This window comes from Streptomyces sp. E11-3 (assembly GCF_046540415.1).
Taxonomy (GTDB): domain Bacteria; phylum Actinomycetota; class Actinomycetes; order Streptomycetales; family Streptomycetaceae; genus Streptomyces.
Map to the genome: position 1 here is coordinate 1,989,565 of NZ_JAZGRL010000002.1, position 25,987 is coordinate 2,015,551.

General features: G+C 70.8%; 23 protein-coding genes. 10 read left to right on the forward strand and 13 right to left on the reverse strand.

Going from position 1 to position 25,987, the window contains the following annotated elements; all coding sequences use genetic code 11:
* Positions 1 to 35 precede the first annotated feature (35 nt).
* From U9R90_RS28150 to U9R90_RS28165, 4 genes are all read right to left on the reverse strand, one after another.
* Complete coding sequence (locus tag U9R90_RS28150) at positions 36 to 941, reverse strand: ribonuclease Z (RefSeq protein ID WP_411059485.1); 906 nt, start codon at positions 939 to 941, stop codon at positions 36 to 38.
* 39 nt (positions 942 to 980) lie between these two features.
* Positions 981 to 1,334, reverse strand: coding sequence for a histidine triad nucleotide-binding protein (locus tag U9R90_RS28155; protein WP_411059486.1), 354 nt, complete (start codon positions 1,332 to 1,334; stop codon positions 981 to 983).
* 96 nt (positions 1,335 to 1,430) lie between these two features.
* Entirely contained in the window at positions 1,431 to 2,549 is a 1,119-nt protein-coding gene (locus U9R90_RS28160; RefSeq protein WP_411059487.1) for a tetratricopeptide repeat protein, read from the reverse strand.
* Positions 2,546 to 3,808 carry an ATP-binding protein gene (locus tag U9R90_RS28165; protein WP_411059488.1) on the reverse strand — a complete coding sequence of 421 codons (1,263 nt, stop codon included), beginning with the start codon at positions 3,806 to 3,808 and terminating at the stop codon, positions 2,546 to 2,548. Before U9R90_RS28165 ends, U9R90_RS28160 begins: the two co-directional genes overlap by 4 nt.
* Before the next feature lie 119 nt (positions 3,809 to 3,927).
* On the opposite strand from U9R90_RS28165, the gene U9R90_RS28170 reads away from it, so the two are divergent.
* Positions 3,928 to 4,281, forward strand: a complete 354-nt coding sequence (locus U9R90_RS28170) for a cytidine deaminase (RefSeq protein WP_411059489.1) — start codon at positions 3,928 to 3,930, stop codon at positions 4,279 to 4,281.
* Positions 4,282 to 4,428: 147 nt separating this feature from the next.
* A complete protein-coding gene (gene era, locus U9R90_RS28175) occupies positions 4,429 to 5,391 on the forward strand; it encodes a GTPase Era (protein ID WP_411059490.1) in 963 nt (320 codons plus the stop codon).
* A 25-nt stretch (positions 5,392 to 5,416) separates the two neighbouring features.
* On the opposite strand, the gene U9R90_RS28180 is transcribed toward era, so the two are convergent.
* Together U9R90_RS28180 and U9R90_RS28185 are read right to left on the reverse strand one after the other, a co-directional pair.
* Positions 5,417 to 5,683 (reverse strand): protealysin inhibitor emfourin, encoded by a 267-nt coding sequence (locus tag U9R90_RS28180; protein WP_411059491.1) that lies wholly within the window; start codon positions 5,681 to 5,683, stop codon positions 5,417 to 5,419.
* A 25-nt stretch (positions 5,684 to 5,708) separates the two neighbouring features.
* Positions 5,709 to 6,782: a M4 family metallopeptidase gene (locus U9R90_RS28185; protein WP_411059492.1), complete on the reverse strand. Its 1,074-nt coding sequence runs from the start codon at positions 6,780 to 6,782 to the stop codon at positions 5,709 to 5,711.
* A gap of 347 nt (positions 6,783 to 7,129) precedes the next feature.
* On the opposite strand from U9R90_RS28185, the gene leuA reads away from it, so the two are divergent.
* The 5 genes from leuA (at position 7,130) to U9R90_RS28210 (ending at position 13,343) form a co-directional block, all read left to right on the forward strand.
* On the forward strand, positions 7,130 to 8,890 hold the full coding sequence (gene leuA / locus U9R90_RS28190) for a 2-isopropylmalate synthase (RefSeq protein WP_411059493.1): 1,761 nt from the start codon (positions 7,130 to 7,132) through the stop codon (positions 8,888 to 8,890).
* 176 nt (positions 8,891 to 9,066) lie between these two features.
* Complete coding sequence (locus tag U9R90_RS28195; RefSeq protein ID WP_411059494.1) at positions 9,067 to 11,193, forward strand: PhoH family protein; 2,127 nt, start codon at positions 9,067 to 9,069, stop codon at positions 11,191 to 11,193.
* A gap of 13 nt (positions 11,194 to 11,206) precedes the next feature.
* Positions 11,207 to 11,704 (forward strand): rRNA maturation RNase YbeY, encoded by a 498-nt coding sequence (gene ybeY, locus U9R90_RS28200; protein ID WP_411059495.1) that lies wholly within the window; start codon positions 11,207 to 11,209, stop codon positions 11,702 to 11,704.
* Positions 11,701 to 12,999, forward strand: coding sequence for a hemolysin family protein (locus U9R90_RS28205; protein ID WP_411059496.1), 1,299 nt, complete (start codon positions 11,701 to 11,703; stop codon positions 12,997 to 12,999). The genes ybeY and U9R90_RS28205 overlap by 4 nt, the downstream gene beginning before the upstream one ends.
* Positions 12,996 to 13,343: an MmcQ/YjbR family DNA-binding protein gene (locus tag U9R90_RS28210; protein ID WP_411059497.1), complete on the forward strand. Its 348-nt coding sequence runs from the start codon at positions 12,996 to 12,998 to the stop codon at positions 13,341 to 13,343. Before U9R90_RS28205 ends, U9R90_RS28210 begins: the two co-directional genes overlap by 4 nt.
* Here the strand turns inward: U9R90_RS28210 and U9R90_RS28215 are convergent.
* Positions 13,336 to 14,781: an MFS transporter gene (locus tag U9R90_RS28215; RefSeq protein ID WP_411059498.1), complete on the reverse strand. Its 1,446-nt coding sequence runs from the start codon at positions 14,779 to 14,781 to the stop codon at positions 13,336 to 13,338. The genes U9R90_RS28210 and U9R90_RS28215 overlap by 8 nt on opposite strands.
* Before the next feature lie 180 nt (positions 14,782 to 14,961).
* Between U9R90_RS28215 and U9R90_RS28220 the strand changes: the two genes are divergently transcribed.
* Positions 14,962 to 15,807 (forward strand): helix-turn-helix transcriptional regulator, encoded by an 846-nt coding sequence (locus tag U9R90_RS28220; RefSeq protein WP_411059827.1) that lies wholly within the window; start codon positions 14,962 to 14,964, stop codon positions 15,805 to 15,807.
* 43 nt (positions 15,808 to 15,850) lie between these two features.
* Here the strand turns inward: U9R90_RS28220 and U9R90_RS28225 are convergent, their stop codons facing one another.
* The 6 genes from U9R90_RS28225 to hrcA form a co-directional block, all read right to left on the reverse strand.
* Positions 15,851 to 19,054, reverse strand: a complete 3,204-nt coding sequence (locus U9R90_RS28225) for a S41 family peptidase (protein WP_411059499.1) — start codon at positions 19,052 to 19,054, stop codon at positions 15,851 to 15,853.
* A gap of 143 nt (positions 19,055 to 19,197) precedes the next feature.
* Complete coding sequence (locus tag U9R90_RS28230; protein ID WP_411059500.1) at positions 19,198 to 19,806, reverse strand: hypothetical protein; 609 nt, start codon at positions 19,804 to 19,806, stop codon at positions 19,198 to 19,200.
* A gap of 73 nt (positions 19,807 to 19,879) precedes the next feature.
* A complete protein-coding gene (locus U9R90_RS28235; protein WP_411059501.1) occupies positions 19,880 to 20,626 on the reverse strand; it encodes a 16S rRNA (uracil(1498)-N(3))-methyltransferase in 747 nt (248 codons plus the stop codon).
* Positions 20,623 to 21,699 carry a nitronate monooxygenase gene (locus tag U9R90_RS28240; protein WP_411059502.1) on the reverse strand — a complete coding sequence of 359 codons (1,077 nt, stop codon included), beginning with the start codon at positions 21,697 to 21,699 and terminating at the stop codon, positions 20,623 to 20,625. Before U9R90_RS28240 ends, U9R90_RS28235 begins: the two co-directional genes overlap by 4 nt.
* A gap of 268 nt (positions 21,700 to 21,967) precedes the next feature.
* On the reverse strand, positions 21,968 to 23,107 hold the full coding sequence (gene dnaJ, locus U9R90_RS28245) for a molecular chaperone DnaJ (protein WP_411059503.1): 1,140 nt from the start codon (positions 23,105 to 23,107) through the stop codon (positions 21,968 to 21,970).
* Complete coding sequence (gene hrcA / locus U9R90_RS28250; protein ID WP_411059504.1) at positions 23,108 to 24,124, reverse strand: heat-inducible transcriptional repressor HrcA; 1,017 nt, start codon at positions 24,122 to 24,124, stop codon at positions 23,108 to 23,110.
* Positions 24,125 to 24,306: 182 nt separating this feature from the next.
* Here hrcA and U9R90_RS28255 point away from each other — a divergent pair, with 182 nt between their 5' ends.
* Together U9R90_RS28255 and U9R90_RS28260 are read left to right on the forward strand one after the other, a co-directional pair.
* Positions 24,307 to 25,044, forward strand: coding sequence for an MBL fold metallo-hydrolase (locus U9R90_RS28255; RefSeq protein ID WP_411059505.1), 738 nt, complete (start codon positions 24,307 to 24,309; stop codon positions 25,042 to 25,044).
* A gap of 35 nt (positions 25,045 to 25,079) precedes the next feature.
* Positions 25,080 to 25,895, forward strand: coding sequence for a DUF3097 domain-containing protein (locus U9R90_RS28260; RefSeq protein ID WP_411059506.1), 816 nt, complete (start codon positions 25,080 to 25,082; stop codon positions 25,893 to 25,895).
* The last annotated feature ends 92 nt before the right edge of the window (positions 25,896 to 25,987 follow it).

Sequence of the window (25,987 nt, forward strand, 5' to 3'; positions counted from 1 at the left end):
TTAGGGGCGGTTTGGCATGAGAGGTGGTTTGGTACTTAGTCGCGTTTGGGGAGCGGGACCCGCAGCAGGTCCGCCGCGATGGTGAGTTCGCCCTCGAACCCGGCCGCCCGCGCCTGCCGCTCGAAGTCGGCGGGGTCGTTGTACCGCTGCGAGAAGTGCGTCAGCACCAGGTGCCGTACGCCCGCGTCGCGTGCGACACCCGCCGCCTGCCCGGCCGTCAGATGCCCGTGGTCGGCGGCGAGCTGGGCGTCCTCGTCCAGGAAGGTGGACTCGATGGCCAGCAGGTCGCAGCCGTCGGCGAGCGCGTACACCCCGTCGCACAGCCGGGTGTCCATCACGAACGCGAAGCGCTGGCCGCGCCTGGCCTCGCTCACCTGGTCGAGGGTGACGCCGTTCAGTACGCCGTCGCGCTGGATGCGGCCCACGTCGGGGCCCTTGATGCCGTGCCGGGCGAGCAGCTCGGGCAGCATCCGCCGCCCGTCGGGTGCGCTGAGCCGGTAGCCGTACGACTCCACCGGATGGGACAGCTTGTGCGCGAGCAGCGTGTACGAGTCCGTCGACGCCAGTACGCCGTCGGCGGCGACCGGCGCCTGGTGCAGCACGACCGTCTCGCGGTAGGCCGTGGCGTACCGCAGCCGGTTGAAGAAGTGCTGCCCGCTGGCCGGGTAGTGCGCGGTGACCTGGTGCGGCACCCGGTCGAGGTTGATCCGCTGGATCACCCCGGCCAGGCCGAGCGAGTGGTCGCCGTGGAAGTGCGTGACGCAGATCCGGTTGATGTCGTGCGCGGCGACCCCGGCCCGCAGCATCTGCCGCTGGGTGCCCTCGCCGGGGTCGAAGAGGATGCCCTCGCCGTCCCAGCGCAGCAGATAGCCGTTGTGGTTGCGGTGCCGGGTGGGGACCTGGCTGGCGGTGCCGAGCACCACCAGTTCACGTACGGACAAGGCGCGTTACCTCAGTTACCTCAGCTATCCCGTATCCCGTTATCCCGGCGGCCACTGCATGCCGCGGCCGCCCAAGACGTGCGCGTGCGCGTGGAACACGGTCTGACCGGCACCGGAACCGGTGTTGAACACCATCCGGTAGCTCTCCATCTTCTCCTCGGCCGCGACCTCGCCCGCCTCGCGCAGCACATCGGCGGCGAGCTGCGGCTCGGCGGCGGCGAGCGCGGCGGCGTGCGGGTAGTGGACCTTGGGGATCACCAGCACATGGATCGGCGCCTGCGGGTTGATGTCCCGGAAGGCGACGGTCGTCTCGGTCTCCCGGACGACGTCCGCCGGAACCTCACGTGTGACGATCTTGCAGAACAGGCAGTCCGCCTGTGGTTCGCCGGCCATGTGCGTGGCCTCCCTCGCCTGGGTCGATCGGTTGCGTCGAGCAGTCCACGCGCATGCTATCCGGCCGGGGGCGCCACCTTCGCGTGCGGTGCCGGGTCATTGGATCTTGTCCCGGTCGGAGGAAATCGTCAGCCAGGGCACGACCAGACCGGTCCAGAACAGGATTTGGGGCACGGTGCGGTCGGTCCAGGGCACCTGGGCGATCAGCAGTGCGCAGAGCATGGTGCAGGCCGTCTGGGCCAGGACGATCCGAGCCCAGAGTTCGCGGCGGATCAGGGAGCGGACGTTCAGCTGTACGCCGGTGCGCAGCCGCCGGTAGCTGCGCCAGGCTCCGAGCGCCCAGATGGCGCCCATGACCACGAGAAACCAGAGCCGTTCGCCGAGCGGCACGGGTAGCGTCGGGCCCTCCCCCGTGGGGAACAGGTTGATCATGCCGCCGCCGAGCACGACGCAGAGCACGGCGAGCCAGCGGGTGCCGCGCAGCAGCCGGTAGGTGGCGTGGTCGAGGCCGCCGCGCATGGCGGAGGAGTCGGGTGCGGCGGCGAGCGCGTCGGCGTACAGGGTCGAGGCCTTTGCCGCGGTGACCTCCGGGCCGTTCGCGGCCCTCCTGGTCTGGTTGGCCAGGGCCTCCTCGTGGGTGGGGTCGAGCCGGAGGATGGCGCGGTCGAAGCGGTCGACGTCCTCGGTGGCACCCGAGAAGTTCGCGATCTCCCGCGCGACCTCGTACGCGTAGACCTCATCGGGCCCGAGGCGGATCGCCTCCTCGGCCAGGGCCGCCGCTTCCGGGAAGACATGGGCCATGTCCTCGCCCGTGAGGTCTTGCTTCCCGCTCTCCTGGGCGTACCGGAGCAGGGCCCTCCGGCCCGTGAGCTGGGCCAGCTTCGCGTAGCCGTACCAGTAGTCCGGGGCGAGGCGCACCGCCTCGTGCAGGAGGGCCAGGGCCTTGTCGATCCCGAGGCCCGCGCGGCGTACCGCCTCCGCGTGGACCAGGAGCGCGAAGACGTATCCGGGATCGTGCTCCAGTGCTTTCGCGCTCACCTCGACCGCTTCCTGCGGCCGGTCCGCGTCCAGGTGGCAGCGGGCGAGGTTGGCCAGGGCGCGGGTGTCGTCGGGGCTCTCGGCGAGCCGCCTGCCGAGCAGGACCGCGGCGTCCTCGTGGCGTCCCGCGTCGATGAGCGCCACGGCCCTGTCGACGTCCGGATGCGTCGTCGTCACAGCTTCCTCCGCTTCTTCAGGTACGCGACCAGGTCGTCGTACATCCCGCCCTCGTTCGCGAACATCGCCACATTGCGGGCCGCCGCGAACCACGGCTCGGTGGAGGGCGTGATGCCCTTCGCCGCGGCCAGCAGGTCCTTCATGCCGATCAGGCGGACCGTGCCGGTGCGGGCCGAGTCGAGCAGCGCCAGCTCGGCCGCGGACTCGCAGAGATGGGCGAGGTCGGCGCCGGACAGGCCGTCGGTGACCTTGACCAGCTTGCCCAAGTCGACCGACTCGATGGGGCGTTCGCTCAGGTGGTAGCGGAGGATCGCCTCGCGCGCGGGAGCGTCGGGCGGCAGGACGAGCAGGGTGCGGTCCAGGCGTCCGGGGCGGCGCAGCGCGATGTCCACGTCCCAGGGGACGTTGGTGGCGGCAAGCACGAACACGCCCTCGTTCGCGGCCGAGTCGATCCCGTCCAGCTCGGTGAGCAGCTGGTTGACGGTGGTGCGCATGCCGTTGTTCTGGGTGCGGCTGCGCTTGGCGCCGAGTGCGTCCAGTTCGTCGAGGAAGACGACGCAGGGCGCCTGGCGGCGGGCGGTCTCGAAGACCTGGTGCATATTGCGTTCGGAGTTGCCGATCCACATGTCCAGGACGTCGTTGACCGACACGGACAGGAAGTTCGCGCCGAGTTCGCCCGCCACCGCCCGCGCCACGAAGGTCTTGCCGCAGCCGGGCGGTCCGTACAGCAGCAGCCCGCCGCGCAGGCTCTTGCCGTACAGCCTGCGCAGTTCGGGGTTGCGCAGCGGGGCGAGGAAGGCGGCCTCGATGCGGTCCTTGACCTCCTGCATCCCGCCGACGTCGGCCAGGCGTACGGTGCCGGTGCTCTCGACCTCCCATGCCTCGGCGTCGCCGGGGTCGCCGCTGCCGTCGACGGCCAGGGGTGCCTCGACGAAGCGCGGCGGCAGGAGATCGCCCACCTCGGTCTCGGCGGCCTTCCAGTCGAAACCGGTCCGTGGTGGTTCGGGCGCGGGCTCCGGCGCCTGCTCGGGCATCGGCTCCGGCGGCTGCGCCGGTACCCCCATCGCCCGGGTCATCAGCGCCCGCGCCTGCGCGTCGCCCGGTGCGTGCTGCAGCGCGACGGCCGCTTCCGCGATGGCCGCGTCCTGCTGCCCCGCGCCAAGCAGCAGTTCTGCGAGGTGCAGCCGCAGGGGTACGTCGCCGGGGGCCGCCGCGACGGCCGTCCGCAAGCTCTGTATGAGGGGGGAGTCATCCGACATGATCACACCCTATGTACGGCCCAGGTACGCCACGGTCCCGGGCCGTCGCGTACCGCCCAAGTACGCCACGGTCCCGGGCCGTCGCCCGGTGCCCCGAGAGTGGTCCGTATGCTCGGAGCATGACCGAGAGCACCCCGCTTGACCCCGAGGACCAGAAGATCGTCACCCTCGCCCGCTCCGCTCGGGCCCGCAACGGTGTGCCGGAGGGCGCGGCCGTACGGGACGAGACCGGGCGTACGTATGTCGCGGGCGCCGTGGACCTCGACTCGCTGAAGCTGAGCGCGCTGCAGACCGCGGTCGCGATGGCGGTGGCGAGTGGTGCCACCTCGCTGGAGGCCGCCGCCGTGGTCTCCAAGGCCGACGCCGTGGCGGACGACGACCGCGCGGCCGTACGCGACCTGGGCGGGCCCGGGACGCCGGTGCTGCTCGCCGGTCCTGACGGGACCGTACGCGTGACCGTGACCGCTGGCTGACGTGCGGGAGCGCCTCGACGCGGGGGAGGGCTCGGTCGAGGTCGGGGTCGGGGTGTGGCGCCGGCGCCGTCGGCGGGCCGCGGTGGTCGCCGGGTGAAAGGCGGGCTCCCGGTGCCCTGGTCGGCGGCCCGGCCCGCATCGGGGACAATGGACCGCATGAGCGCACCTTCCCCGACCAGGCCCGAGCCGCAGGCGACCCCGCACCGCGCGGGCTTCGCGTGCTTCGTCGGACGGCCCAACGCGGGCAAGTCGACCCTGACCAACGCCCTCGTGGGCACGAAGGTCGCCATCACCTCCAACCGGCCGCAGACCACCCGGCACACCGTGCGCGGCATCGTGCACCGCCCGGACGCCCAGCTGGTCCTGGTCGACACCCCCGGTCTGCACAAGCCGCGCACCCTGCTGGGCGAGCGGCTGAACGACGTCGTACGCACTACCTGGGCCGAGGTCGACGTGATCGGCTTCTGCCTCCCGGCGAACGAGAAGATCGGTCCCGGTGACCGCTTCATCGCCAAGGAGCTCGCGGGCATCCGCAAGTCCCCGAAGATCGCGATCGTCACCAAGACGGACCTGGTGGACAGCAAGGCACTCGCCGAGCAGCTCATCGCGATCGACCAGCTCGCCAAGGAGCTCGGCTTCGAGTGGGCGGAGATCATCCCGGTCTCGGCGGTCGGCGACCAGCAGGTGGAGCTGCTGGCCGACCTGCTGGTGCCGCTGCTGCCGGAGAGCCCGCCGCTCTACCCGGAGGGCGACCTCACGGACGAGCCCGAGCAGGTCATGGTCGCCGAGCTGATCCGTGAGGCGGCCCTGGAGGGCGTACGCGACGAGCTGCCGCACTCCATCGCGGTCGTCGTCGAGGAGATGCTGCCGCGCGAGGACCGCCCGGCGGACAAGCCGATGCTCGACATCCACGCGAACCTGTATATCGAGCGGTCCAGCCAGAAGGGCATCATCATCGGCCCCAAGGGCAAGCGGCTGAAGGACGTCGGGACGAAGTCCCGCAAGCACATCGAGGCGCTGCTGGGCACGCCCGTCTTCCTGGACCTGCATGTGAAGGTCGCCAAGGACTGGCAGCGCGACCCCAAGCAGCTGCGCAAGCTGGGCTTCTGAGCCGGGGGCCTGAGCGTCGGGCGCGTTACGCGCCTTCCTTCAGGACCCAGGTGATCAGTTTGCGCTGCGGCTCCGTGAGCCGCGGGTCCGCGCAGTACACCGTGCGGCCGTTGATGGTGATCTGGTAGCTGTAGCCGTCCGGCACTCCCACCGGTGGCGTCCCCCGGGCCGCGGCCGCTGCCTCCTCGGCCAGGGCGTGCCACCGGTGAGCGTCGTGCCGGCCCGCCGTGTCCACTTCGGCGTGGCGGTCGAAACCGGCGAATCCGCCCGTGCGCTTCACCTGGATACGCATGGGTCCTGTTTACTCCTCGCCCGGCTCAAACGGTAGGGACGCCGACCTGCGACCACGCCTTGAGTACGGCCTGGTGCTCCTCGCCCTCGCCGGAGCGGGCACTAGCCGCCGCGATGGTCGCCTTGGCGAAGTCCTCGAAGCTCGCGTCGACCTCGAGCGTGCCGCCGGTCAGCACGTCGTACCAGATCTGGCCCGCGCGCTCCCAGGCGTTGCCGCCCAGCGACTCGGCGACCAGGTAGAAGGCGTGGTTGGGAATGCCGGAGTTGATGTGCACCCCGCCGTTGTCCCGGCCGGTGTGTACGTAGTCGTCCATGGTCGACGGCTGCGGGTCCTTGCCGATCAGCGGGTCGTCGAACGCCGTGCCCGGCTGCTTCATCGAGCGCAGCGCCTTGCCGTTGACGCGCGGGGCGAGCAGTCCCGCGCCGATCAGCCAGTCGGCCTGGTCGGCGCTCTGGCCGAGCGTGTACTGCTTGATCAGCGAGCCGAAGACATCGGACATGGACTCGTTGAGCGCGCCCGACTGCCCGAAGTAGGCGAGGTTCGCGGTGTACTGCGTCACGCCGTGCGCCAGCTCGTGGCCGATCACGTCCACCGGGATGGTGAAGTCCAGGAAGACCTCCTGGTCGCCGTCGCCGAACACCATCTGCTGGCCGTTCCAGAAGGCGTTGCCGTAGTCCACGCCGTAGTGCACGGTCGCGGTCAGCGGCAGCCCCACACCGTCGATCGAGTTCCGCTTGAAGGCCTTCAGGAACAGCTCGAACGTGGCGCCGAGACCGGCGTACGCGCGGTTGACGGTGGCGTCCTTGCCGGGCTTGGCGCCCTCGTCGCGCACTTTGCGGCCCGGCAGGTCCGTCTTGCGCTTGGCGTCGTGGATCGTACGGTGCGGCTTCTCCTCGGCGGCTTCCTTCGGCGCGGCGACGGCGGGCGCGCCGACCACGGTCATCATCCGGCGGTGGGTGCGCTCGAGTGCGTCGCGCTCCAGGGTGCGCCGGGCGGGTCCGGAGAGCGCGGGGTCCTCGGACTGGGACAGCTTGTCGAGGACATGAGGCGGCACGATGGTGCAGAAGACAGGCTCGATGCCTGGACGGTTGGCGGTCATGGCACGCACAGTGGCACTGGGTCATGAGCCTGTCACTACCTGCAACCATGATTGCTGAAATAGAGTGACAGAACGGCTCCGCGGGCACTTCTTCGCGCCCCTTGCGTGAGACAGGCCACGACCAGGCCGTTACCCGCCCGTAATCCCGCATACTGATACACGCCAGCGCACATCGCGCGGCTCCGCTAGGCTGCGGCGCATCATGCGTTTCGGGCTGCTTCTCCTTAGCTGCCGCGGCGAGGGTCTGTAGTCGTAGGCCGACCCCCTCCCCGCGGAGTGAGGTGCTGCGGTGTTCCACCACACCCGTCGGCCGTTCCCCAGCGGACATACGAGGAGCCCTACGCATCATGTCGAACTCTGCCGGCCGCCCCGCGCCCATCACCACCGCGACGCACCTCCAGCAGCCCTCCGGGATGCCGACCCACAAGTACCGCGGCTATGACGCCGTCGACATCCCCGACCGCACCTGGCCGGACCAGCGCATCACCAAGGCGCCCCGCTGGCTCTCCACCGACCTGCGGGACGGCAACCAGGCGCTGATCGACCCGATGTCCCCGGCCCGCAAGCGCGAGATGTTCGACCTGCTGGTGAAGATGGGCTACAAGGAGATCGAGGTCGGCTTCCCGGCCTCAGGACAGACCGACTTCGACTTCGTACGCTCGATCATCGAGGACGAGGGCGCGATCCCCGACGACGTCACGATCTCCGTACTGACCCAGGCCCGCGAGGACCTGATCGAGCGGACCGTGGAGTCCCTGGTCGGCGCCAAGCGCGCCACCGTCCACCTCTACAACGCGACGGCCCCCGTCTTCCGCCGGGTCGTCTTCCGCGGCTCCAAGGACCAGATCAAGCAGATCGCCGTCGACGGTACGCGGCTGGTCATGGAGTACGCCGAGAAGCTGCTGGACGACCGCACGACCTTCGGCTACCAGTACAGCCCCGAGATCTTCACCGACACCGAGCTGGACTTCGCCCTGGAGGTCTGCGAGGCCGTCTGCGACGTCTGGGAGCCCGGACCCGGCCGCGAGATCATCCTCAACCTGCCCGCCACCGTGGAGCGTTCGACGCCGTCCACGCACGCGGACCGCTTCGAGTGGATGTCCCGCAACCTGTCCCGCCGCGAGTACGTCTGCCTGTCGGTCCACCCGCACAACGACCGCGGTACCGCCGTCGCCGCCGCCGAACTGGCCCTGATGGCCGGCGCCGACCGCATCGAGGGCTGCCTTTTCGGCCAGGGCGAGCGCACCGGCAACGTCGACCTGGTCACCCTGGGCATGAACCTGTTCTCGCAGGGCGTCGACCCGCAGATCGACTTCTCCGACATCGACGAGGTCCGCCGCACCGCCGAGTACTGCAACCAGATGACGGTCCACGCCCGCCACCCGTACGTCGGCGACCTCGTCTACACCTCCTTCTCCGGCTCCCACCAGGACGCCATCAAGAAGGGCTTCGACGCCATGGAGGCCGACGCCAAGGCCAAGAGCGTCACGGTCGACGACATCGAGTGGGCCGTCCCGTACCTGCCGATCGACCCGAAGGACGTCGGCCGCTCCTACGAGGCCGTCATCCGGGTCAACTCGCAGTCCGGCAAGGGCGGTATCGCCTACGTCCTGAAGAACGACCACAAGCTGGACCTGCCGCGCCGGATGCAGATCGAGTTCTCGAAGATCATCCAGGCCAAGACCGACGCCGAGGGCGGCGAGGTCACCCCGGCCGCCATCTGGTCCGCCTTCCGGGACGAGTACCTGCCCAACCCGGACAACGCCTGGGGCCGCGTGCAGCTGCGTTCCGGCCAGACCACCACCGACCAGGACGGCATCGACACGCTCACCGCCGACGCGGTCGTGGACGGCGCCGATGTCGTGCTGACCGGTACCGGCAACGGCCCGATCTCCGCGTTCTTCGACGCGCTGCAGGCCATCGGCATCGACGTACGCCTGCTGGACTACCAGGAGCACACGATGAGCGAGGGCGCGTCCGCGCAGGCCGCCGCCTACATCGAATGCGCCATCGGCGAGAAGGTCCTGTGGGGCATCGGGATCGACGGCAACACCACGCGCGCCTCGCTGAAGGCGGTCATCTCGGCCGTCAACCGCGCCGCACGCTGACCGTCACCTGCGGATTTCATGGCCCCTTCCACCGTTTCGGCGGGAGGGGCACGGCCGGGGGCAGGCCTGGAAAACCCCTCGGTGTTGTCAGTGGGGCGTCGTACCCTTGGCAGTGCCAGGCTGTCGAGCGGCGGGAGCCCCGCACCAAGGAGGATGAGCAGGCCAAGAGCCGGCCCATGACTCAGACACCCACAGCCCGAACCCCTGCGCAGGGGCAGTCCCGAGCCCACTTCACCGTCCCGGCGAAGCACCCGATGGTGACCGTGCTCGGCTCCGGAGACGCACTGCTGCGCGTGATCGAGAAGGCCTTCCCGGCGGTCGACATCCATGTCCGGGGCAACGAGATCAGCGCGGTGGGCGATGCGGACGAAGTCGCTCTCCTGCAGCGCCTGTTCGACGAGATGATGCTGGTGCTCCGCACCGGACAGCCGATGACGGAGGACTCAGTGGAACGCTCGATCGCCATGCTCAGGGCGAGCGAGAACGGCAGCGGCCCGGAAGAGACCCCGGCCGAGGTGCTCACCCAGAACATCCTCTCGTCCCGCGGCCGCACCATCCGCCCCAAGACCCTCAACCAGAAGCGGTACGTCGACGCGATCGACAAACACACGGTCGTCTTCGGCATCGGCCCGGCCGGTACGGGCAAGACCTACCTGGCGATGGCCAAGGCCGTTCAGGCTCTCCAGTCCAAGCAGGTCAACCGCATCATCCTGACCCGCCCCGCGGTCGAGGCCGGCGAGCGGCTCGGCTTCCTGCCCGGCACGCTCTACGAGAAGATCGACCCGTACCTGCGCCCGCTGTACGACGCGCTGCACGACATGCTGGACCCGGACTCGATTCCTCGGCTGATGGCGGCGGGGACTATCGAGGTGGCGCCGCTGGCATATATGAGGGGCCGGGCGATGCCGACCTTCACCAAGGTGCTGTCACCAGATGGCTGGCGCCCCATCGGCGACCTTCGTGTGGGCGACCTGGTCATTGGGTCGAACGGCGAACCGACCCCGGTCCTCGGTGTCTATCCCCAGGGCGAGAAGGACATCTACCGGCTGTCCGCCCAGGACGGTTCCTGGACCCTGTGCTGCGGCGAGCACCTGTGGACGGTCAGGACGCGCGACGACAAGCGCCGTGACAAGCCGTGGCGGGTCCTGGAGACCCAGGAGATGATCGGCAACCTGCGGGCGGCGCACTATCGCCGGTACGAGCTGCCGCTGCTTACGGCACCGGTCTGCTTCCCGGAGCGCGAGGTCCCCACGGACCCGTACGTCCTGGGTCTGCTCCTCGGCGACGGCTGCGTCTCGGGGGGCGGGACTCCCTCGTTCACGACCGCCGACCCGGAGCTCATTTCGGCGATGGAGGCCTCGGTTCCCGGCGTCAAAGTGCGGTCGCGCGGAGGCTACAACTACCTCATCAACCGTGTGCCGACGCCGAACGACGTCAAGGGCAGCGTTCTGACACATCCGGTGAAGCAGGCCTTGCGGGCCCTGGGCCTGCTCGGCACCAAGTCGTACTCGAAGTTCATCCCAGACGATTATCGCTACAACTCGGCCGATGTGCGCCTCGCGGTACTCCAAGGTCTGCTCGACTCTGACGGCGGTCCGGTCACCCAGAAGGATCGCACCTGCCGAATCCAGTTCTCGACCACGTCGATCTTGCTCCGAGACGACGTCATCGCGCTCGTCCAGTCTCTGGGCGGCGTCGCCTACACGAGCCGCCGAGCCGCTGAGGGCCGGAAGCCTGGGCGAGCCAACGGCCGGGACGTCCACCACCGCCGCGACTCGCACCGCGTCGACATCCGTCTCCCCGAAGGCATAGAGCCCTTCCGCCTCACCCGCAAGCGCGCCAAGTACCACGAGGCCGGAGGCGGCGGCCGCCCGATGCGCTTTATCGACAGCATCGAGCCCGCCGGCCGCGAGGAGACGGTGTGCATCCAGGTCGCCGCCGAGGACTCGCTGTACGTCACCCAGGACTACCTGCTGACGCACAACACCCTCAATGACGCCTTCATCATCCTGGACGAGGCGCAGAACACCAGCCCCGAGCAGATGAAGATGTTCCTGACGCGGCTCGGTTTCGACTCGAAGATCGTCATCACGGGTGACGTCACCCAGGTCGACCTGCCGGGCGGCACCAAGAGCGGTCTGCGCCAGGTGCAGTCCATCCTGGAGGGGGTGGAGGACGTCCACTTCTCGCGGCTCACCTCGCACGATGTCGTCCGGCACAAGCTGGTCGGCCGTATCGTCGACGCGTACGAGAGGTACGACAGCGAGCAGGGCACCGAGAACGGCTCGCACAAGCGGAAGTAGACCAACGCGCACCATGTCCATCGACGTCAACAACGAATCCGGCACCGAGATCGACGAGCAGGCGGTCCTCGACGTGGCCCGCTACGCCCTGGCGCGGATGCGCATCCACCCGCTCTCCGAACTGTCGGTGATCGTGGTGGACACCGAGGCGATGGAGCAGCTGCACATCCAGTGGATGGACCTGCCGGGCCCCACGGACGTGATGTCCTTCCCGATGGACGAGCTGCGTCCGCCGATGAAGGACGACGAGGAGCCCCCGCAGGGGCTGCTCGGTGACATCGTGCTCTGCCCCGAGGTCGCCAAGAAGCAGGGCGAGGAGGCCCCGACCGGGCACTCCATGGACGAGGAGCTGCAACTCCTCACCGTCCACGGGGTGCTGCACCTGCTCGGGTACGACCACGAGGAGCCGGACGAGAAGGCCGAGATGTTCGGCCTGCAGTCCGCGATCGTCGACGGGTGGCGACAGGAGAAGGGGATCACCGGGCCCTCCCCGGCCCCGACCCTGTCGTGACCGCCCAACTGGTCTCCGGGGCCGTTCTGCTGGTCATCCTCGCCTGGCTCGCCTCCTGCGCGGAGGCGGGCCTGGCGCGGGTCTCCAGCTTCCGGGCCGAGGAGGCGGTGCGCTCCGGGCGCCGCGGCAGCGCCAAGCTGGCGCAGGTCGCGGCCGACCCGACCCGCTATCTGAACGTCGCGCTGCTGGTGCGCGTCGGCTGCGAGATGGCGGCCGCGGTCCTGGTGACGTATGTCTGTCTGCGGGGTTTCGACGAGACCTGGCAGGCGCTGACCGTCGCGATCGGCGTGATGGTCCTGGTGTCGTATGTGGCGGTGGGGGTCTCGCCGCGGACGATCGGCCGCCAGCACCCGCTGAACACGGCGACCGCCGCGGCGTACGTCCTGCTGCCGCTGGCCCGTGTGATGGGCCCGATCCCGCCCCTGCTCATCCTCATCGGCAACGCCCTCACGCCCGGAAAGGGCTTCCGCCGGGGGCCGTTCGCGTCCGAGGCCGAGCTGCGGGCGATGGTCGACCTGGCCGAGAAGGAGTCGCTGATCGAGGACGATGAGCGGCGGATGGTGCACTCGGTCTTCGAGCTGGGCGACACGCTGGTGCGTGAGGTGATGGTGCCGCGCACCGACCTGATCGCCATCGAGCGCTACAAGACGATCCGGCAGGCGCTGACCCTCGCTCTGAGGTCCGGTTTCTCGCGTATCCCGGTCACCGGGGAGAGCGAGGACGACGTGGTCGGCATCGTGTACCTGAAGGACCTGGCCCGCAAGACGCACATCAACCGCGAATCCGAGTCCGATCTGGTCTCCACGGCGATGCGGCCCGCGTCCTTCGTGCCGGACACCAAGAACGCGGGCGATCTGCTGCGCGAGATGCAGCAGGAGCGCAACCATGTGGCCGTGGTGATCGACGAGTACGGCGGCACCGCGGGGATCGTCACCATCGAGGACATCCTGGAGGAGATCGTCGGCGAGATCACGGACGAGTACGACCGTGAGCTGCCGCCGGTCGAGGAGCTCGGCGAGGGCCGGCTGCGGGTGACCTCGCGCCTGGACATCGGTGACCTCGGTGAGCTGTACGGCATCGAGGAGTTCGACGACGAGGACGTCGAGACGGTCGGCGGCCTGTTGGCGAAGGCACTGGGCCGGGTCCCGATCGCGGGTGCCACGACGGTGGTCGACCTGCCGGACGGCCGGGCGCTGCGGCTGACCGCGGAGGCCGCGGCGGGCCGCCGCAACAAGATCATGACGGTGTTGGTGGAGCCGGTCGAGGCGGCGGCATCCAAGGAGGACAAGACGTGACACCCGAGGAACTCAAGGCGTTCTGCCTGTCGTTCAACGCGGCGGTGGAGGAGTTTCCGTTCAGTCCTGAGTTCTCGGTCTTCAAGGTGTGCGGCAAGATCTTCGCCCTCAGCTCGCTGGATGGGCGACCGCTGACGGTGTCCCTCAAATGCGAGCCGGAGAACGCGGTCCGGCTGCGGGCCCAGTACCCGGCGGTCGTCCCCGGCTACCACCTGAACAAGCGGCACTGGAACACGGTGACGGTGTCCGAGCTCCCCGCCCCCATGGTCCGCGAGCTCATCGAGGACTCGTACGACCTGGTGGTGGCGGGGTTGCCGAAGGCGGAGCGGCTGCGGCTCAGGTGAGCCCGTCCGGTGACTGAGGGCGCGCACCACGCTCCCGCAGCCCCACCGCCACCAACACGCCCACCACCAGCACGATCGCCGCATCCAGCGCCAGCACCACCCGCGTGCCCGACAGCAGGTCGGAGCCCGTCGTCGCCAGGACCCCGAGCAGCGGGATGCCCACCGTGAGTCCCACCTGCTGGGTGCTGGTGAGCAGCCCCGTGGCCAGCCCCTGCTCCGCGTCAGCGACGCCGGACGTGACGGTCAGGCCGTACGAGATGATCGCCCCCAGGTGGCACATGCTGGCCAGCGAGACCGCGCCGGTGGCCAGCCACACCGACCACCCACCCGTGCCGAGGCCGAGCAGCGCCGCCACGAACACGCCCTGCCCGAGCAGCGATCCGACCAGCGTGCGCCGGGCGCCGAAGCGGCCGACGATGCGGGGGACGTACGCGCCCGCCACCGCGGAGGCGAGGCCCTGCACGCCGAAGACCAGCCCGGTCTGGAAGGCGGAGAGGTCCAGCACGTCCTGGAGGTACAGGGTCAGCACGAACACGACCGTGCTCATCATCGAGAAGGTGACCAGACCGCCCAGGTTCCCCCAGGCCACCGTCCGCCGCCGCAGCATCGACAGCGACACCAGCGGCTCGGCGGTACGGGACTCGACCATCACGAAGGCGATCAGCAGCCCCGCGCCCGCGACCAGCGCCACGGGCACGTCGACACCGCCGAAGGAACCGCGCTCGGCGGCCGTCGACAGGGCGTAGATCAGGGCGAGCAGCCCACCGGTGACGGTGACCGCACCCGGCACGTCGAGCCGCGGCCGCTCGGCGGTGCGGGACTCGGTGAGCAGGGAGAGCGCGAGCGGCAGCACGACCAGGGCGCACAGGGCGAGCAGACCCATCGTGGAGCGCCAGCCGAGCGTGTCGGTCAGGACGCCGCCGAGCACCATGCCGACCGTGAAGCCGAGGGACATCAGGGTGCCGCTGATGCCCAGCGCCCGGTCGCGCTGCGGCCCTTCGGGGAAGGTGGTGGTCAGCAGGGACATACCGGTGGGCACGATGGCGGCCGCGCCGAGGCCCTGCAGGGCGCGCCCGGCGAGGAACGACGCCGGGTCCCAGGCGAAGGTGGCGAGCAGCGATGCCGCGCCGAAGAGCACCAGGCCCGACACGAAGAGCCTGCGGCGGCCGTACAGGTCGCCGATCCGGCCGAAGAGGAGCAGGAACCCACCGGACGGCAGGGCGAAGGCGGTGACCGCCCACTGGAGTGCGGAGTGGCTCATACCGAGGTCGCGGCCGAGCACGGGCAGCGCCACGTTCAGTACGGAGAAGTCCAGCGCGACCATGAACTGCGCGGCGCACAGCACGAACAGGACCAGCTTGGCGCGGGGACTCAGGTGAGGTGGCGCGGCGGCCCGGGTGGTGGGGGCATCGGTGGTGGGAGGAGCTTCGGTCGTCATGGTCCACAGCCTCCGGCGGCCGGAATATCCCTGGGGAGCCGCTACTTATGCTGGTGGTCACACCACCAGCCGGGGAGGGAGAGCCACGTGGCGGAGACCGCCGAGAGGTCTGTCGAGAGGTCTGACAGGAGATCTGACGAGAAGTCCGGCCAGGACAGTGCCGCGCGGAAGGCGCACCGCCTGCGCGAGCTGCGTGAGTTCCTGATGAGCCGTCGGGCGCGGGTCACCCCGGCCGAGGCGGGGCTCCCCGACGGCGGAGCCCGCCGCCGTACGCCGGGGCTGCGCCGCGAGGAGGTCGCGGTGCTCGCCGGAGTCGGCGCGTCCTGGTACCAGTGGCTGGAGCAGGGCCGGGATATCTCGGTGTCGCCGCAGGTACTGGACGCGGTCGCCCGGGTGCTGCGGATGAGCAGCGCCGAGCGGCGCCATCTGTACGTACTGGCCGGTCTCAACCCGCCCGTGCTGGAGGTCGCGGCGGCCGACCAGCAGATGTGCGACGGGCTGCGGCGGCTGATCGACACCTGGATGCCGTACCCGGCGCACATCATGGACGCGTACTGGAACTGCGTCATGTACAACGACGCGGCCGCGGCGGTGCTCGGGATGCGCCCGGACAGTCGGCAGAACTGTCTGCTCGCCTTCTTCACCGACGAGCTCTACCGGCAGCGTTCGCAGAGCTGGGAGGCGAACGCCCGGCAGGTGGTGGCGCAGTACCGCGCCGCCTGCTCCGAGCACCCGGACGACGAGGGCTTCGCGCGGGTCGTCGCGGAGGCGAGGGAGCTGAGCGCCGAGTTCGCCGAGCTGTGGGAGCGGCGGGACATCGCGCCGGGCGGGCTGCTGGCCAAGGAGCTTCAACACCCGCTGGTGGGGCTGCTGTTCTTCGAGTCGACGCAGTTGCGGATCCCGGCCCGGCCGGACCTGTCGATCGTGCTGCACACCCCGCAGCCGCACACCGACACGGCACGGAAGGTCGAGTGGCTCGCCTCGCCCGAGGGGCGGCGAGGCTCGCTGTACCCGGTGGCGGGGTGAGCACAGCCGTAAGCCGCACTCACCCCGCCGACGTGTCCCGCCGTCAGCCCAGTTCGGGCAGGCTCGGCGGGGACTTCGCCGGGTTCTCGGTCAGTACGGCCAGGGCCATGCGTACCGCCTCGTCGATCTGGGGGTCGCGCCCGGCCACATGGTCCTGGGGGGCCATCACGACCTCGACGTCCGGGTCGACGCCGTGGTTCTCGACGCCCCAGCCGTAACCCTCCAGCCAGATCGCGTACTTGGGCTGGGTGACCAGCGTGCCGTCGACCAGGCGGTAGCGGCTGTCGATGCCGACGACGCCGCCCCAGGTGCGGGTGCCGACGACCGGGCCGATGCCGAGCGCCTTGATGGCGGCGTTGACGATGTCGCCGTCGGAGCCGGAGAACTCGTTGGCGACCGCGACGACCGGGCCGCGCGGGGCGTCCGCCGGATAGCTGGAGGGCGTCATGCCGCGCGGCAGGTCCCAGCCGACGATCCGGCGGGCCAGCTTCTCGACGACCAGCTGCGAGGTGTGGCCGCCGCGGTTCTCTCGTACGTCGACGATCAGGCCTTCCTTGGCCACCTCGACCCGCAGGTCGCGGTGGATCTGGGCCCAGCCGGGCGCCTGCATGTCGGGGACGTGCAGATAGCCGAGGCGGCCGTCGGAGATCTGGTGGACGTAGGCGCGCCGGTCGGCGACCCAGGCGTGGTAGCGCAGCGGCTCCTCGTCGGCGAGCGGTACGACGACGGCGTGCCGGGGGTCGCCGCCGCCGGACGGCGAGATGGTCAGCTCGACCGGCTTCCCGGCTGCCCCGACCAGGAGCGGCCCGGGGCCGGTGACGGGGTCCACCGGGCGGCCGTCCACGGCGAGGATGGCGTCCCCGGCGCGGACCGCGACGCCGGGCGCGGCCAGCGGCGAGTGGGCGTGCGGGTCGGAGGTCTCGGAGGGCAGGATGCGGTCGAGCCGCCACAGGCCGTCCGGGTGCCGGGACAGGTCGGCGCCGAGCAGGCCCTGCCGGGTGCTGGCCGGGCCCGAGCCGCCGTAGGGGACCACGTAGGCGTGCGAGGTGCCCAGTTCGCCGTGTACCTCGTACAGCAGGTCCACCAGGTCGTCGTGGGTGGCGACCCGGTCGAGTACGGGCCGGTAGCGGTCCAGTACGCCGGTCCAGTCGATGCCGCCCATGTCCTGGCGCCAGAAGTGGTCCCGCATGATGCGGCCGTTCTCTTCGTACATCTGGCGCCATTCGGCGGCGGGTTCGACGATCTGCCGGATGCGGGAGAGGTCGACGGTGATGTTGCTGTCGCTGTCGTCGTCGCTCGGCGGGCGGCGGTCGCTGGGCACCACCTTGACCTTGCCGTCGGTGTGCAGCAGGACCCGCTTGCCGTCGCCGCTGACCGAGAAGTCGTCGGCGTCCGCGGCGATCTCCTCGACCCGCTGCTGGGCCAGGTCGTACCGTACGAGCACCGTCCTGGGGCCGGGGTCGTCCGGTGTGGCGCGGGAGACGCCGAGGGCGCCGCGCACCGGGTGGGTCAGCCACAGCAGGCCGTCCTTGGCGGCCCTGAGCGTGGTGTAGCGGGCGGCTTCGACGGGGAACGGCACGATGCGGTCGCCGAGTCCGTCGAGGTCGATCCGGGTGGCCGGGGTGTCGTCCTCACCCTCGGGGCCGCCCTTCTCCGCGGCTTCGAAGGGGCGGCCGTGGCGCTGCGGTCCGAACGGCGATGGCGTGGTGGCGGCCAGCGTTATCAGGTGCGGGCGGCTGCCGCCCACGAAGGCCAGGTCGAAGACGTGCTCGTCGTAGACCGGGTCGAAGGAGCGCGCCGACAGGAACGCGAGGTGCTTTCCGTCCAGCGTGAAGGCGGGCGAGAAGTCGCGGAAGCGCAGCGGGGTGGCCTCGGTGACGGACAGGTCGGCGGTGTTGGCCAGCTTGAGCTGGCGCAGCGGGTCGGGTCCTGGATGCGACCAGGCGAGCCAGGCGGAGTCCGGTGAGAAGACAAGGCCGGTGGCGTCGCCGTGCTCGCTGCGGTCGACTTCGCGTACGTCGCCTGACGCGCGTTCGACCAGCAGTACGCGGCCGTCGTGCGCGGCGACGGCGGCGCGGCTGCCGTCCGGGGCGACGGCCAGGGACAGGACGCGGCCGAGCTGTCCGGCGCCGACCCGGCGTACGGATGCGCCGGGTGCGACGCCCGTGGCGGGGGCGAACTCGAGGGCGTCGTCGCCGTCGGCGTCCGTCACCCACACCACGTGTTCGTCGCCGTCGACGCGGAAGGTGCGCGGCAGCCGGGCGCGTACGCCGGGTTCGGCGGCGAGTACCCGGGCCGGGCCCTCGCGGTGGGTGACCCAGTGGATGCCGCCGCGTACGGAGACCGCGCTGCCGCGTCCGGTGTGGTCCATCGCGGCGGCCGAGAGGTGGCGCTCGGGCCGTACGGGGTGCGGCTGGAGGTCGGTGCGCTGACCGCCGAGGCGGATGTCGAGGCGGCGGGGCTCGGTGCCGTCGAGGTCGTCCAGGAGCCAGAGTCCACCGGCGGAGGCGTACACCACGCGGGTTCCGTCGGTGGCGGCGTGCCGGGCGTAGAAGCCGTCGGTGGGGGTGTGGCGGCGCAGGTCCGTGCCGTCGGGAAGGGACGAGTAGACGGCGCCGGTGCCCTCGTGGTCGGAGAGGAACGCGATGCGCTCCCCCACCCACATCGGGTATTCGATGTTCCCGTCGACGTCTGCGTGGACCCGTGTGAACTCCCCGTCGGGGCCGCCGATCCAGAGCTTGCCCGCGGTGCCGCCGCGGTAGCGCTTCCAGAAGGCCGCCTCGCGCCCCATGGTGGCCGAAAGCAGCAGGATCTGCCCTTCGGGTCCGTGGGCCACGTCGCCTACCGGGCCGTACGGGAGTGTGGCCGCGGGCCCTCCGTCCAGCGGGACCGCGCGGGCCCAGCTGCGGCGCAGTGAGGCCTGGCCGTGGGTGCTGATGGCTAGCACCTCGCCGCCGGGGGTCCAGCCGCGTACGGCGGTCTTCCAACTTCCCCAGTGGGTCAGCCGCTTGGCGGGGCCGCCGTCGATGGGCGCGAGATGGACCTCGGGGGCGCCGTCGCGGGTCGACGTCCAGGCGACCCGGGTGCCGTCCGGGGAGATCCTCGGATGGTTCACGGGGGTGTTGTCGGCGCTGACGCGCCAGGCCCGGCCGCCGCCCAGGGGCGCGATCCAGACGTCGTCTTCGGCGGTGAAGGCGATCAAGTCGCCCTGGACATGCGGAAACCGGAGGTAGGCAGGGTGCGTCACAAGGTCACCCTAGGCAGCCGGGCCGGGCTGCGGCCAGTGGTTCGATCGCTTCGCGCGTCGCCCTGCGATCACTTCGCATGTCGGCCCGCTATCGCTTCGCGCGTCGCCTGCGGTCCGGCGCCGGGCGGCCCAGGGGCTCACCGTCACTTGCCGGGTGCGCAGTCGCAGGTGGGCGGCGGGTCGGCGGTCACCGTCACGGTGACCGTGGGCCTGGCCGGGTCGTCGGGCGGCTCGGTGGCATCCGGTGGGCTGGTCGGGGTCGGCTCGTAGGTGACCGGCGGAGTCCTGGGCGGCTCGGTGGTCGCCGCGCAGTTGCCGAGCATGTTGGCCTCGAAGACGACTCTGTTGTCGACCTTGGCGGTCAGGTCGCCCCGTACGCACCGGCCGTCGAGCTCCTCCGTCACCTTGCCGGTGATCGTGATGTCCTTGTCGTCCATGGTCTTGCCCTGGCAGTCGACGGTGGCCACGCTCCGTACGCTCGGTGACGGAGTGGGATCCCCCGTGTTGGGGGTGGTCTTACCGCCCTCCCCGAGCGTCGCCGAACAGCTGAGCCACTGCACGTCGATGTTCTTCTGCTCCAGCGCCTTGGTCCCGACCTGGTCGGTGGTGATCGCGACCGCGGTGGCGGACATCGTGCTCCCGACGGGTTCGCACGCGGTCACGGCCACGACGGCGGCGGTCACCGCCCCGGCCGCGTACAGGCCACGGCGGCGGCTGGGTACGCGCCTGACGTGACGCCACATTGCCCGCATACGGGGCAGAATCCCACCGGGGGCGGTGGAGCGGTACCCCTATTGTCGCCAGATCTTCTCGCGCCGGACGGGGTTACGCCCAGCGGCCGGTGCGGCCCAGCAGGAGGGCCGTCGCGGCCGTGCCCGCGGTGGAGGTGCGCAGCACGCTGCGGCCCAGCCGGTACGGCCTGGCACCCGCCTCGGCGAAGAGGGCCAACTCCTCGGGGGACACGCCCCCTTCGGGGCCGACGACCAGCACGATGTCGCCGGAGGTGGGGAGTTCGGCGGTGGCCAGGGGCTCGCTGGCGCAGTCGCGGTCCTCGTGCAGGACGGCGGCGAGGTCGGCCTTGGCCAGAAGTGCCGCAACCTGTTTGGTCGTTGCCGCGTCCGCGACGTCCGGGAAGCGCACCCGGCGCGACTGCTTGCCCGACTCGCGGGCGGTGGCCCGCCACTTGCCGAGCGCCTTCAGACCGCGGTCGCCCTTCCACTGGGTGATACAGCGGGACGCCGACCACGGCACGATCACGTCGACGCCGGTCTCCGTCATGGTCTCGACGGCGAGTTCACCGCGGTCGCCCTTGGGGAGTGCCTGGATGACGGTGATCCGCGGGGTGGGTTCGGGCTCTTCCTCGATGCCGGTCAGGTCCGTCACGACGAGCCGGTCCTTGCCCTCGGCGGCCTTCACCACGCCCTCGGTCCAGCGGCCCCGGCCGTCGGTGAGTACGACATTTTCGCCGGCGCGCAGCCGCTTCACGGAGACGGCGTGCCGCCCCTCGGGTCCCTCCAGGACGTACTCGGGCCCGCCCGGTACCTCGTCCACCACGAACACCGGCGCCGTCATGACGCGCTCCCCTCGATCAACGCGGCCTTGGCCGCCGTGAGTTCGGCCGCCAGCACCTCGACCAGCTGCCCGGCCGGGAGTTCGCGGGCCATCCGGTGGCCCTGCCCGGCCCACAGCGCCATGCCCTGCGCGTCGCCCGTCCTGGCCGCGGCCTTACGCAGCGGGCTGGTCAGATGGTGCACCTGGGGGTACGCGGCCGGGGCGTACGGGCCGTGTTCGCGCAGGAAGCGGTTGACCAGGCCGCGGGCCGGGCGGCCGGTGAAGGCGCGGGTGAGTTCGGTGCGGACGAACAGCGGGTTGGTCAGGGCCTGTTTGTGCAGGGCGTGGGCACCGGACTCCGGGCAGGCCAGGAACGCGGTGCCGAGCTGGGCCGCGTCGGCGCCCGCCGCGAGGGCCGCGGCGATCTGGGCGCCGCGCATCAGACCACCGGTCGCGATGATCGGCAGCTGTACGGTCTCGCGTACCTGCGCGATCAGGGACAGCAGTCCGATGCCGCTGCCGTCGGAGGCCGGGGTGTCCCGGTGGCTGCCCTGGTGGCCGCCCGCCTCGATGCCCTGCACGCACACCGCGTCGGCGCCCGCCCACTGCGCGGCGGCTGCCTCTTCGGGTGTGGTGACCGTGACGACGGTGAGTGTCCCGACGCGTGCGAAGGCTTCCAGCGCGTCGCGGGTCGGGCAGCCGAAGGTGAACGAGACGACCGGTACGGGGTCGTCGATGAGGATCGCGAGTTTGGCGTCGTAGCCGTCGTCGAGCCCGCCGCAGGCGTATTCGCCGAGCGGGGTCTCGTACCAGGCGGACTCGCCCGCGAGCTGGTTCGCGTAGACCTCGACGGCGGCCGGGTCGGCGTACTCGGACTGCGGCAGGAAGAGGTTGACGCCGAAGGGCCTGGCGGTCAGCCCGCGCAGTTGTTTGATCTCCTGGTACATGCCGTCGGCCGTCTTGTACCCGGCCGCGAGGAAGCCGAGGCCACCGGCCTCGCACACCGCACCGACCAGCGGCGGGGCGGAGGCGCCGCCCGCCATGGGGGCCTGCACGATCGGGTACCGGCAGAGATCGGTCAGTGCGGAGGACATGTCAGCATCGTGTCACGTCCCCCACACAGCACCGAATCGAACATTCCGCTAGGGCCTCAGCGCCCGTTGAAGGCGTCCTTCAACCGCGAGAACAGCCCCTGCTGGCCCGGCTGACTGTGCTGCCCCGGGGGACAACCCCCGGGCCCCCGGCCGCAGCCGCGCCTATCTCCCGTTGAAGGCGTCCTTCAACCGCGAGAACAGCCCTTGCTGGCCCGGCTGACTGTGCTGCCCCGGGGGACAACCCCCGGAGCCCCGGCCGCAGCCGCGCCTATCTCCCGTTGAAGGCGTCCTTCAAGCGCGAGAACAGCCCTTGCTGGCCCGGCTGGAACTGCCCAGTCGGACGCTCTTCGCCTCGCAGGGCCGCCAGTTCGCGCAGCAGGCGTTCCTGCTCGGGGTCGAGCTTCGACGGGGTGAGGACCTCGACGTGGACGATGAGGTCGCCTCGTCCGCCGCCGCGCAGGTGCGTGACACCCCGCCCGTGCAGCGGGACCGACTGCCCCGACTGGGTGCCGGGCCTGATGTCGATCTCCTCCATGCCGTCCAGGGTCTCCAGCGGCACCTTGGTGCCGAGGGACGCGGCCGTCATCGGGATGGTGACCGTGCAGTGCAGGTCGTCGCCGCGCCGCTGGAAGACCGGGTGCGGCAGCTCGTGGATCTCGACGTAGAGGTCACCGGCGGGGCCGCCACCGGGCCCGACCTCGCCCTCGCCCGCCAGCTGGATCCGGGTGCCGTTGTCCACACCGGCCGGGATCTTCACCGTCAGGGTGCGCCGCGAGCGCACCCGTCCGTCGCCCGCGCACTCCGGGCACGGCGTCGGCACCACAGTGCCGAAGCCCTGGCACTGGGGGCACGGCCGCGAGGTCATGACCTGGCCCAGGAAGGACCGGGTGACCTGCGAGACCTCACCGCGGCCGCGGCACATGTCACAGGTCTGCGCCGAGGTCCCGGGCGCCGCGCCCTCACCGGAGCAGGTCGAGCACACGATCGCGGTGTCGACCTGGATGTCCTTGGTGGTGCCGAAGGCCGCCTCGTCCAGCTCGATCTCGAGCCGGATCATCGCGTCCTGGCCACGGCGGGTACGCGAGCGCGGCCCGCGCTGGGACGACGCGCCGAAGAACGCGTCCATGATGTCGGAGAAGTTGCCGAAGCCACCGGCCCCGAAACCGCCCGCGCCACCGCCGCCGCCAGACTGCGACAGGGGGTCGCCCCCGAGGTCGTAGACCTGCTTCTTCTGCGGGTCCGACAGCACCTCGTAGGCGGCGTTGATCTCCTTGAAGCGCTCCTGCGTCTTGGGATCGGGATTGACGTCCGGGTGCAGCTCGCGGGCGAGCCTCCGGAAAGCCTTCTTGATCTCGTCCTGGGAAGCGTCGCGGCGCACGCCGAGTACGGCGTAATAGTCCGTGGCCACTTACGACTCCGCCAGGATCTGTCCGACGTAACGTGCCACTGCGCGTACTGCTCCCATCGTTCCGGGGTAATCCATGCGGGTCGGTCCGACCACGCCGAGCTTGGCGACTGCCTCGCCGCCCGAACCGTAGCCGACCGACACGACGGACGTGGAGTTGAGGCCCTCGTGGGCATTCTCATGCCCGATTCGTACGGTCATGCCCGAGTCCTTGGCCTCGCCGAGCAACTTGAGGAGCACGACCTGCTCCTCAAGCGCCTCAAGCACCGGCCGGATCACGAGCGGGAAGTCGTGCCCGAAGCGGGTCAGGTTGGAGGTGCCGCCGATGACCAGCCGCTCCTCGGTCTCCTCGACCAGGGTCTCCAGGAGAGTGGAGAGCACGGTCGAGACCGTGCCCCGGTCCTCCGTTTCGAAGGACTCGGGCAGGTCCTGCACCAGTTGCGGTACGTCGGTGAAACGGCGCCCCGCGACCCGGCTGTTGAGCCGGGCCCGCAGATCGGCGAGCGAGGTCTCGCCGAACGGAGCGGGGCAGTCCACATGCCGCTGCTCGACCCGGCCGGTGTCGGTGATCAGTACCAGCATCAACCGAGCGGGCGCGAGCGCGAGCAGTTCGACATGGCGGACCGTCGAGCGGGTCAGCGAGGGGTACTGCACCACGGCGACCTGCCGGGTCAGCTGCGCGAGCAGCCGGACCGTACGGGCCACGACGTCGTCCAGGTCGACCGCGTGGTCCAGGAAGCTCTGGATGGCGCGGCGCTCGGGCGCGGACATCGGCTTGACGTCCGCGAGCTTGTCGACGAAGAGCCGGTACCCCTTGTCCGTCGGAATCCGCCCGGCGCTGGTGTGCGGCTGGGCGATGAAGCCCTCCTCCTCCAGCGCGGCCATGTCGTTGCGTACGGTCGCGGGCGAGACACCGAGGTGGTGCCGCTGCGTGAGCGCCTTGGAGCCGACCGGCTCCTCGGTGCCGACATAGTCCTGGACGATGGCGCGCAGCACCTCGAGCCTTCGTTCACTGAGCATCCGCGCACACCTCCAGCTGTCTTCCCCGCGGCCCCGGTCGCCGCTGCGGCTTTCCCCCTGGCACTCACCGCAGGCGAGTGCCAAGATTCCCGCAGCCAGTGTACGGCCGGTGGGTACGACCCCGGCAAGGGCGGTCGGTCCGGCGCCGTGCCGCCCCGCGCGCCTGGGGTTAGCGTCTCCCCATGGGGTTGACTTGGGAAGAGCCGGACTGGGAGCAACTGTCCCCTTCGGTGGCCCGACGGCGGCTGCCGATCTGGGACTGCACGGTCGGCCTTGTCGCGGGTGACAGGGCGGCCTTGGTGATTGACGCGGGGTCCACGCTGCGCGAGGGCGCCGAGGTGAGAGCGCAGGCCCAGCGGCTGCTCGGCGGCGAGCGCCGGGTCACCCACCTCGCCCTCACCCACCCGCACTTCGACCACGTACTGGGCGCGGCGGCCTTCGCGGGCGTGGAGGTGTACGGCGCGGTGGGTCTGGACGCGGTCTTCGCCAGGGGCCGCGACGACCTCCTCGCGGACGCGGTACGTCATGGGGCGGACCGGCCCGCGGTGGCCGAGGCGGTGGACCTCCTGGTGCACCCGCACCACCTGGTCTGCGCCGAGTGGACCCTCGACCTGGGCGGTGTGCGGGTACTCCTGGCGAACGTCGGCCCCGGTCACACCGGCCACGACCTGGTGGTCCTGGTCCAGGGCGCCGGCTCCGCCGCCCCGGAGATCGTCTTCTGCGGCGATCTGGTCGAGGAGTCGGGTCCGCCGCAGGCCGGGCGCGATGCGATGCCGACGCAGTGGCCGCACGCCCTGGACCGGCTCCTGGAACTGGGCGGTGAGGACGCGGCGTACGTACCCGGCCATGGATCTGTGGTGGATGCGGCGTTTGTCCACGCGCAGCGCGAGGAGCTGGCGGCCCGCTTCGGCGTGTCGTGAGCGCCTGACCCGCGATTCTTCCTATCGTCGGCCGGATGCGCAGCTACCACCCCGATCTGACCCCGCCCTGGAAGAAGCGGCAGGCCGTCCCGGAGATCCCGGCCGACCGGGACCTGGTCGTCGAGGAGGCGACCACCGGTTTCTGCGGCGCGGTGATCCGCTGCGAGGCGGGCACGGTCACCCTGGAGGACCGCTTCGGCAAGCACCGGGTCTTCCCGCTCGACCCGCGCGGCTTCCTCCTGGACGGTCAGGTGGTCACCCTGGTCCGCCCCTCGGCCGCCGCGCCGGTACGCCCCACCCGCACCGCGTCCGGTTCGGTCGCGGTGCCCGGCGCGCGGGCCCGGGTCGCCCGTGTGGGGCGGATCTATGTGGAGGGCCGCCATGACGCGGAGCTGGTGGAGCGGGTCTGGGGCGACGACCTACGGGTCGAGGGCGTCGTCGTCGAGTACCTCTCGGGCATCGACGACCTGCCCGCGATCGTCGCGGAGTTCGCGCCCGGGCCCGACGCGCGACTCGGCATCCTGGTCGACCACCTGGTCCCCGGCTCCAAGGAGTCCCGTATCGCGGCGTCGGTCTCCAGCGACCACGCGCTGATCGTGGGCCATCCGTATATCGACGTATGGGAGGCCGTGAAGCCCTCGTCTGTGGGCATCGGCGAGTGGCCGCGGGTGCCGCGGGGGCAGGACTGGAAGACGGGGGTGTGCGCGGCGTTGGGTTGGCCGCCGAACACGGGCGCGGCGTGGCAGCGGATCCTCGGCTCCGTCCACTCCTACAAGGACCTGGAGCCGCAGCTCCTGGGCCGCGTGGAGGAACTGATCGACTTTGTCACGGCGCCGGAGGCGGCGGGCTGAGGTCCGGACGTTTTTCTCCCCATCCCCGCCCCTTCCCGAAACTGGGGGCAAGCCCCCAGACCCCCGAACGCCCCTCGGGCGTGGGGGGGGGG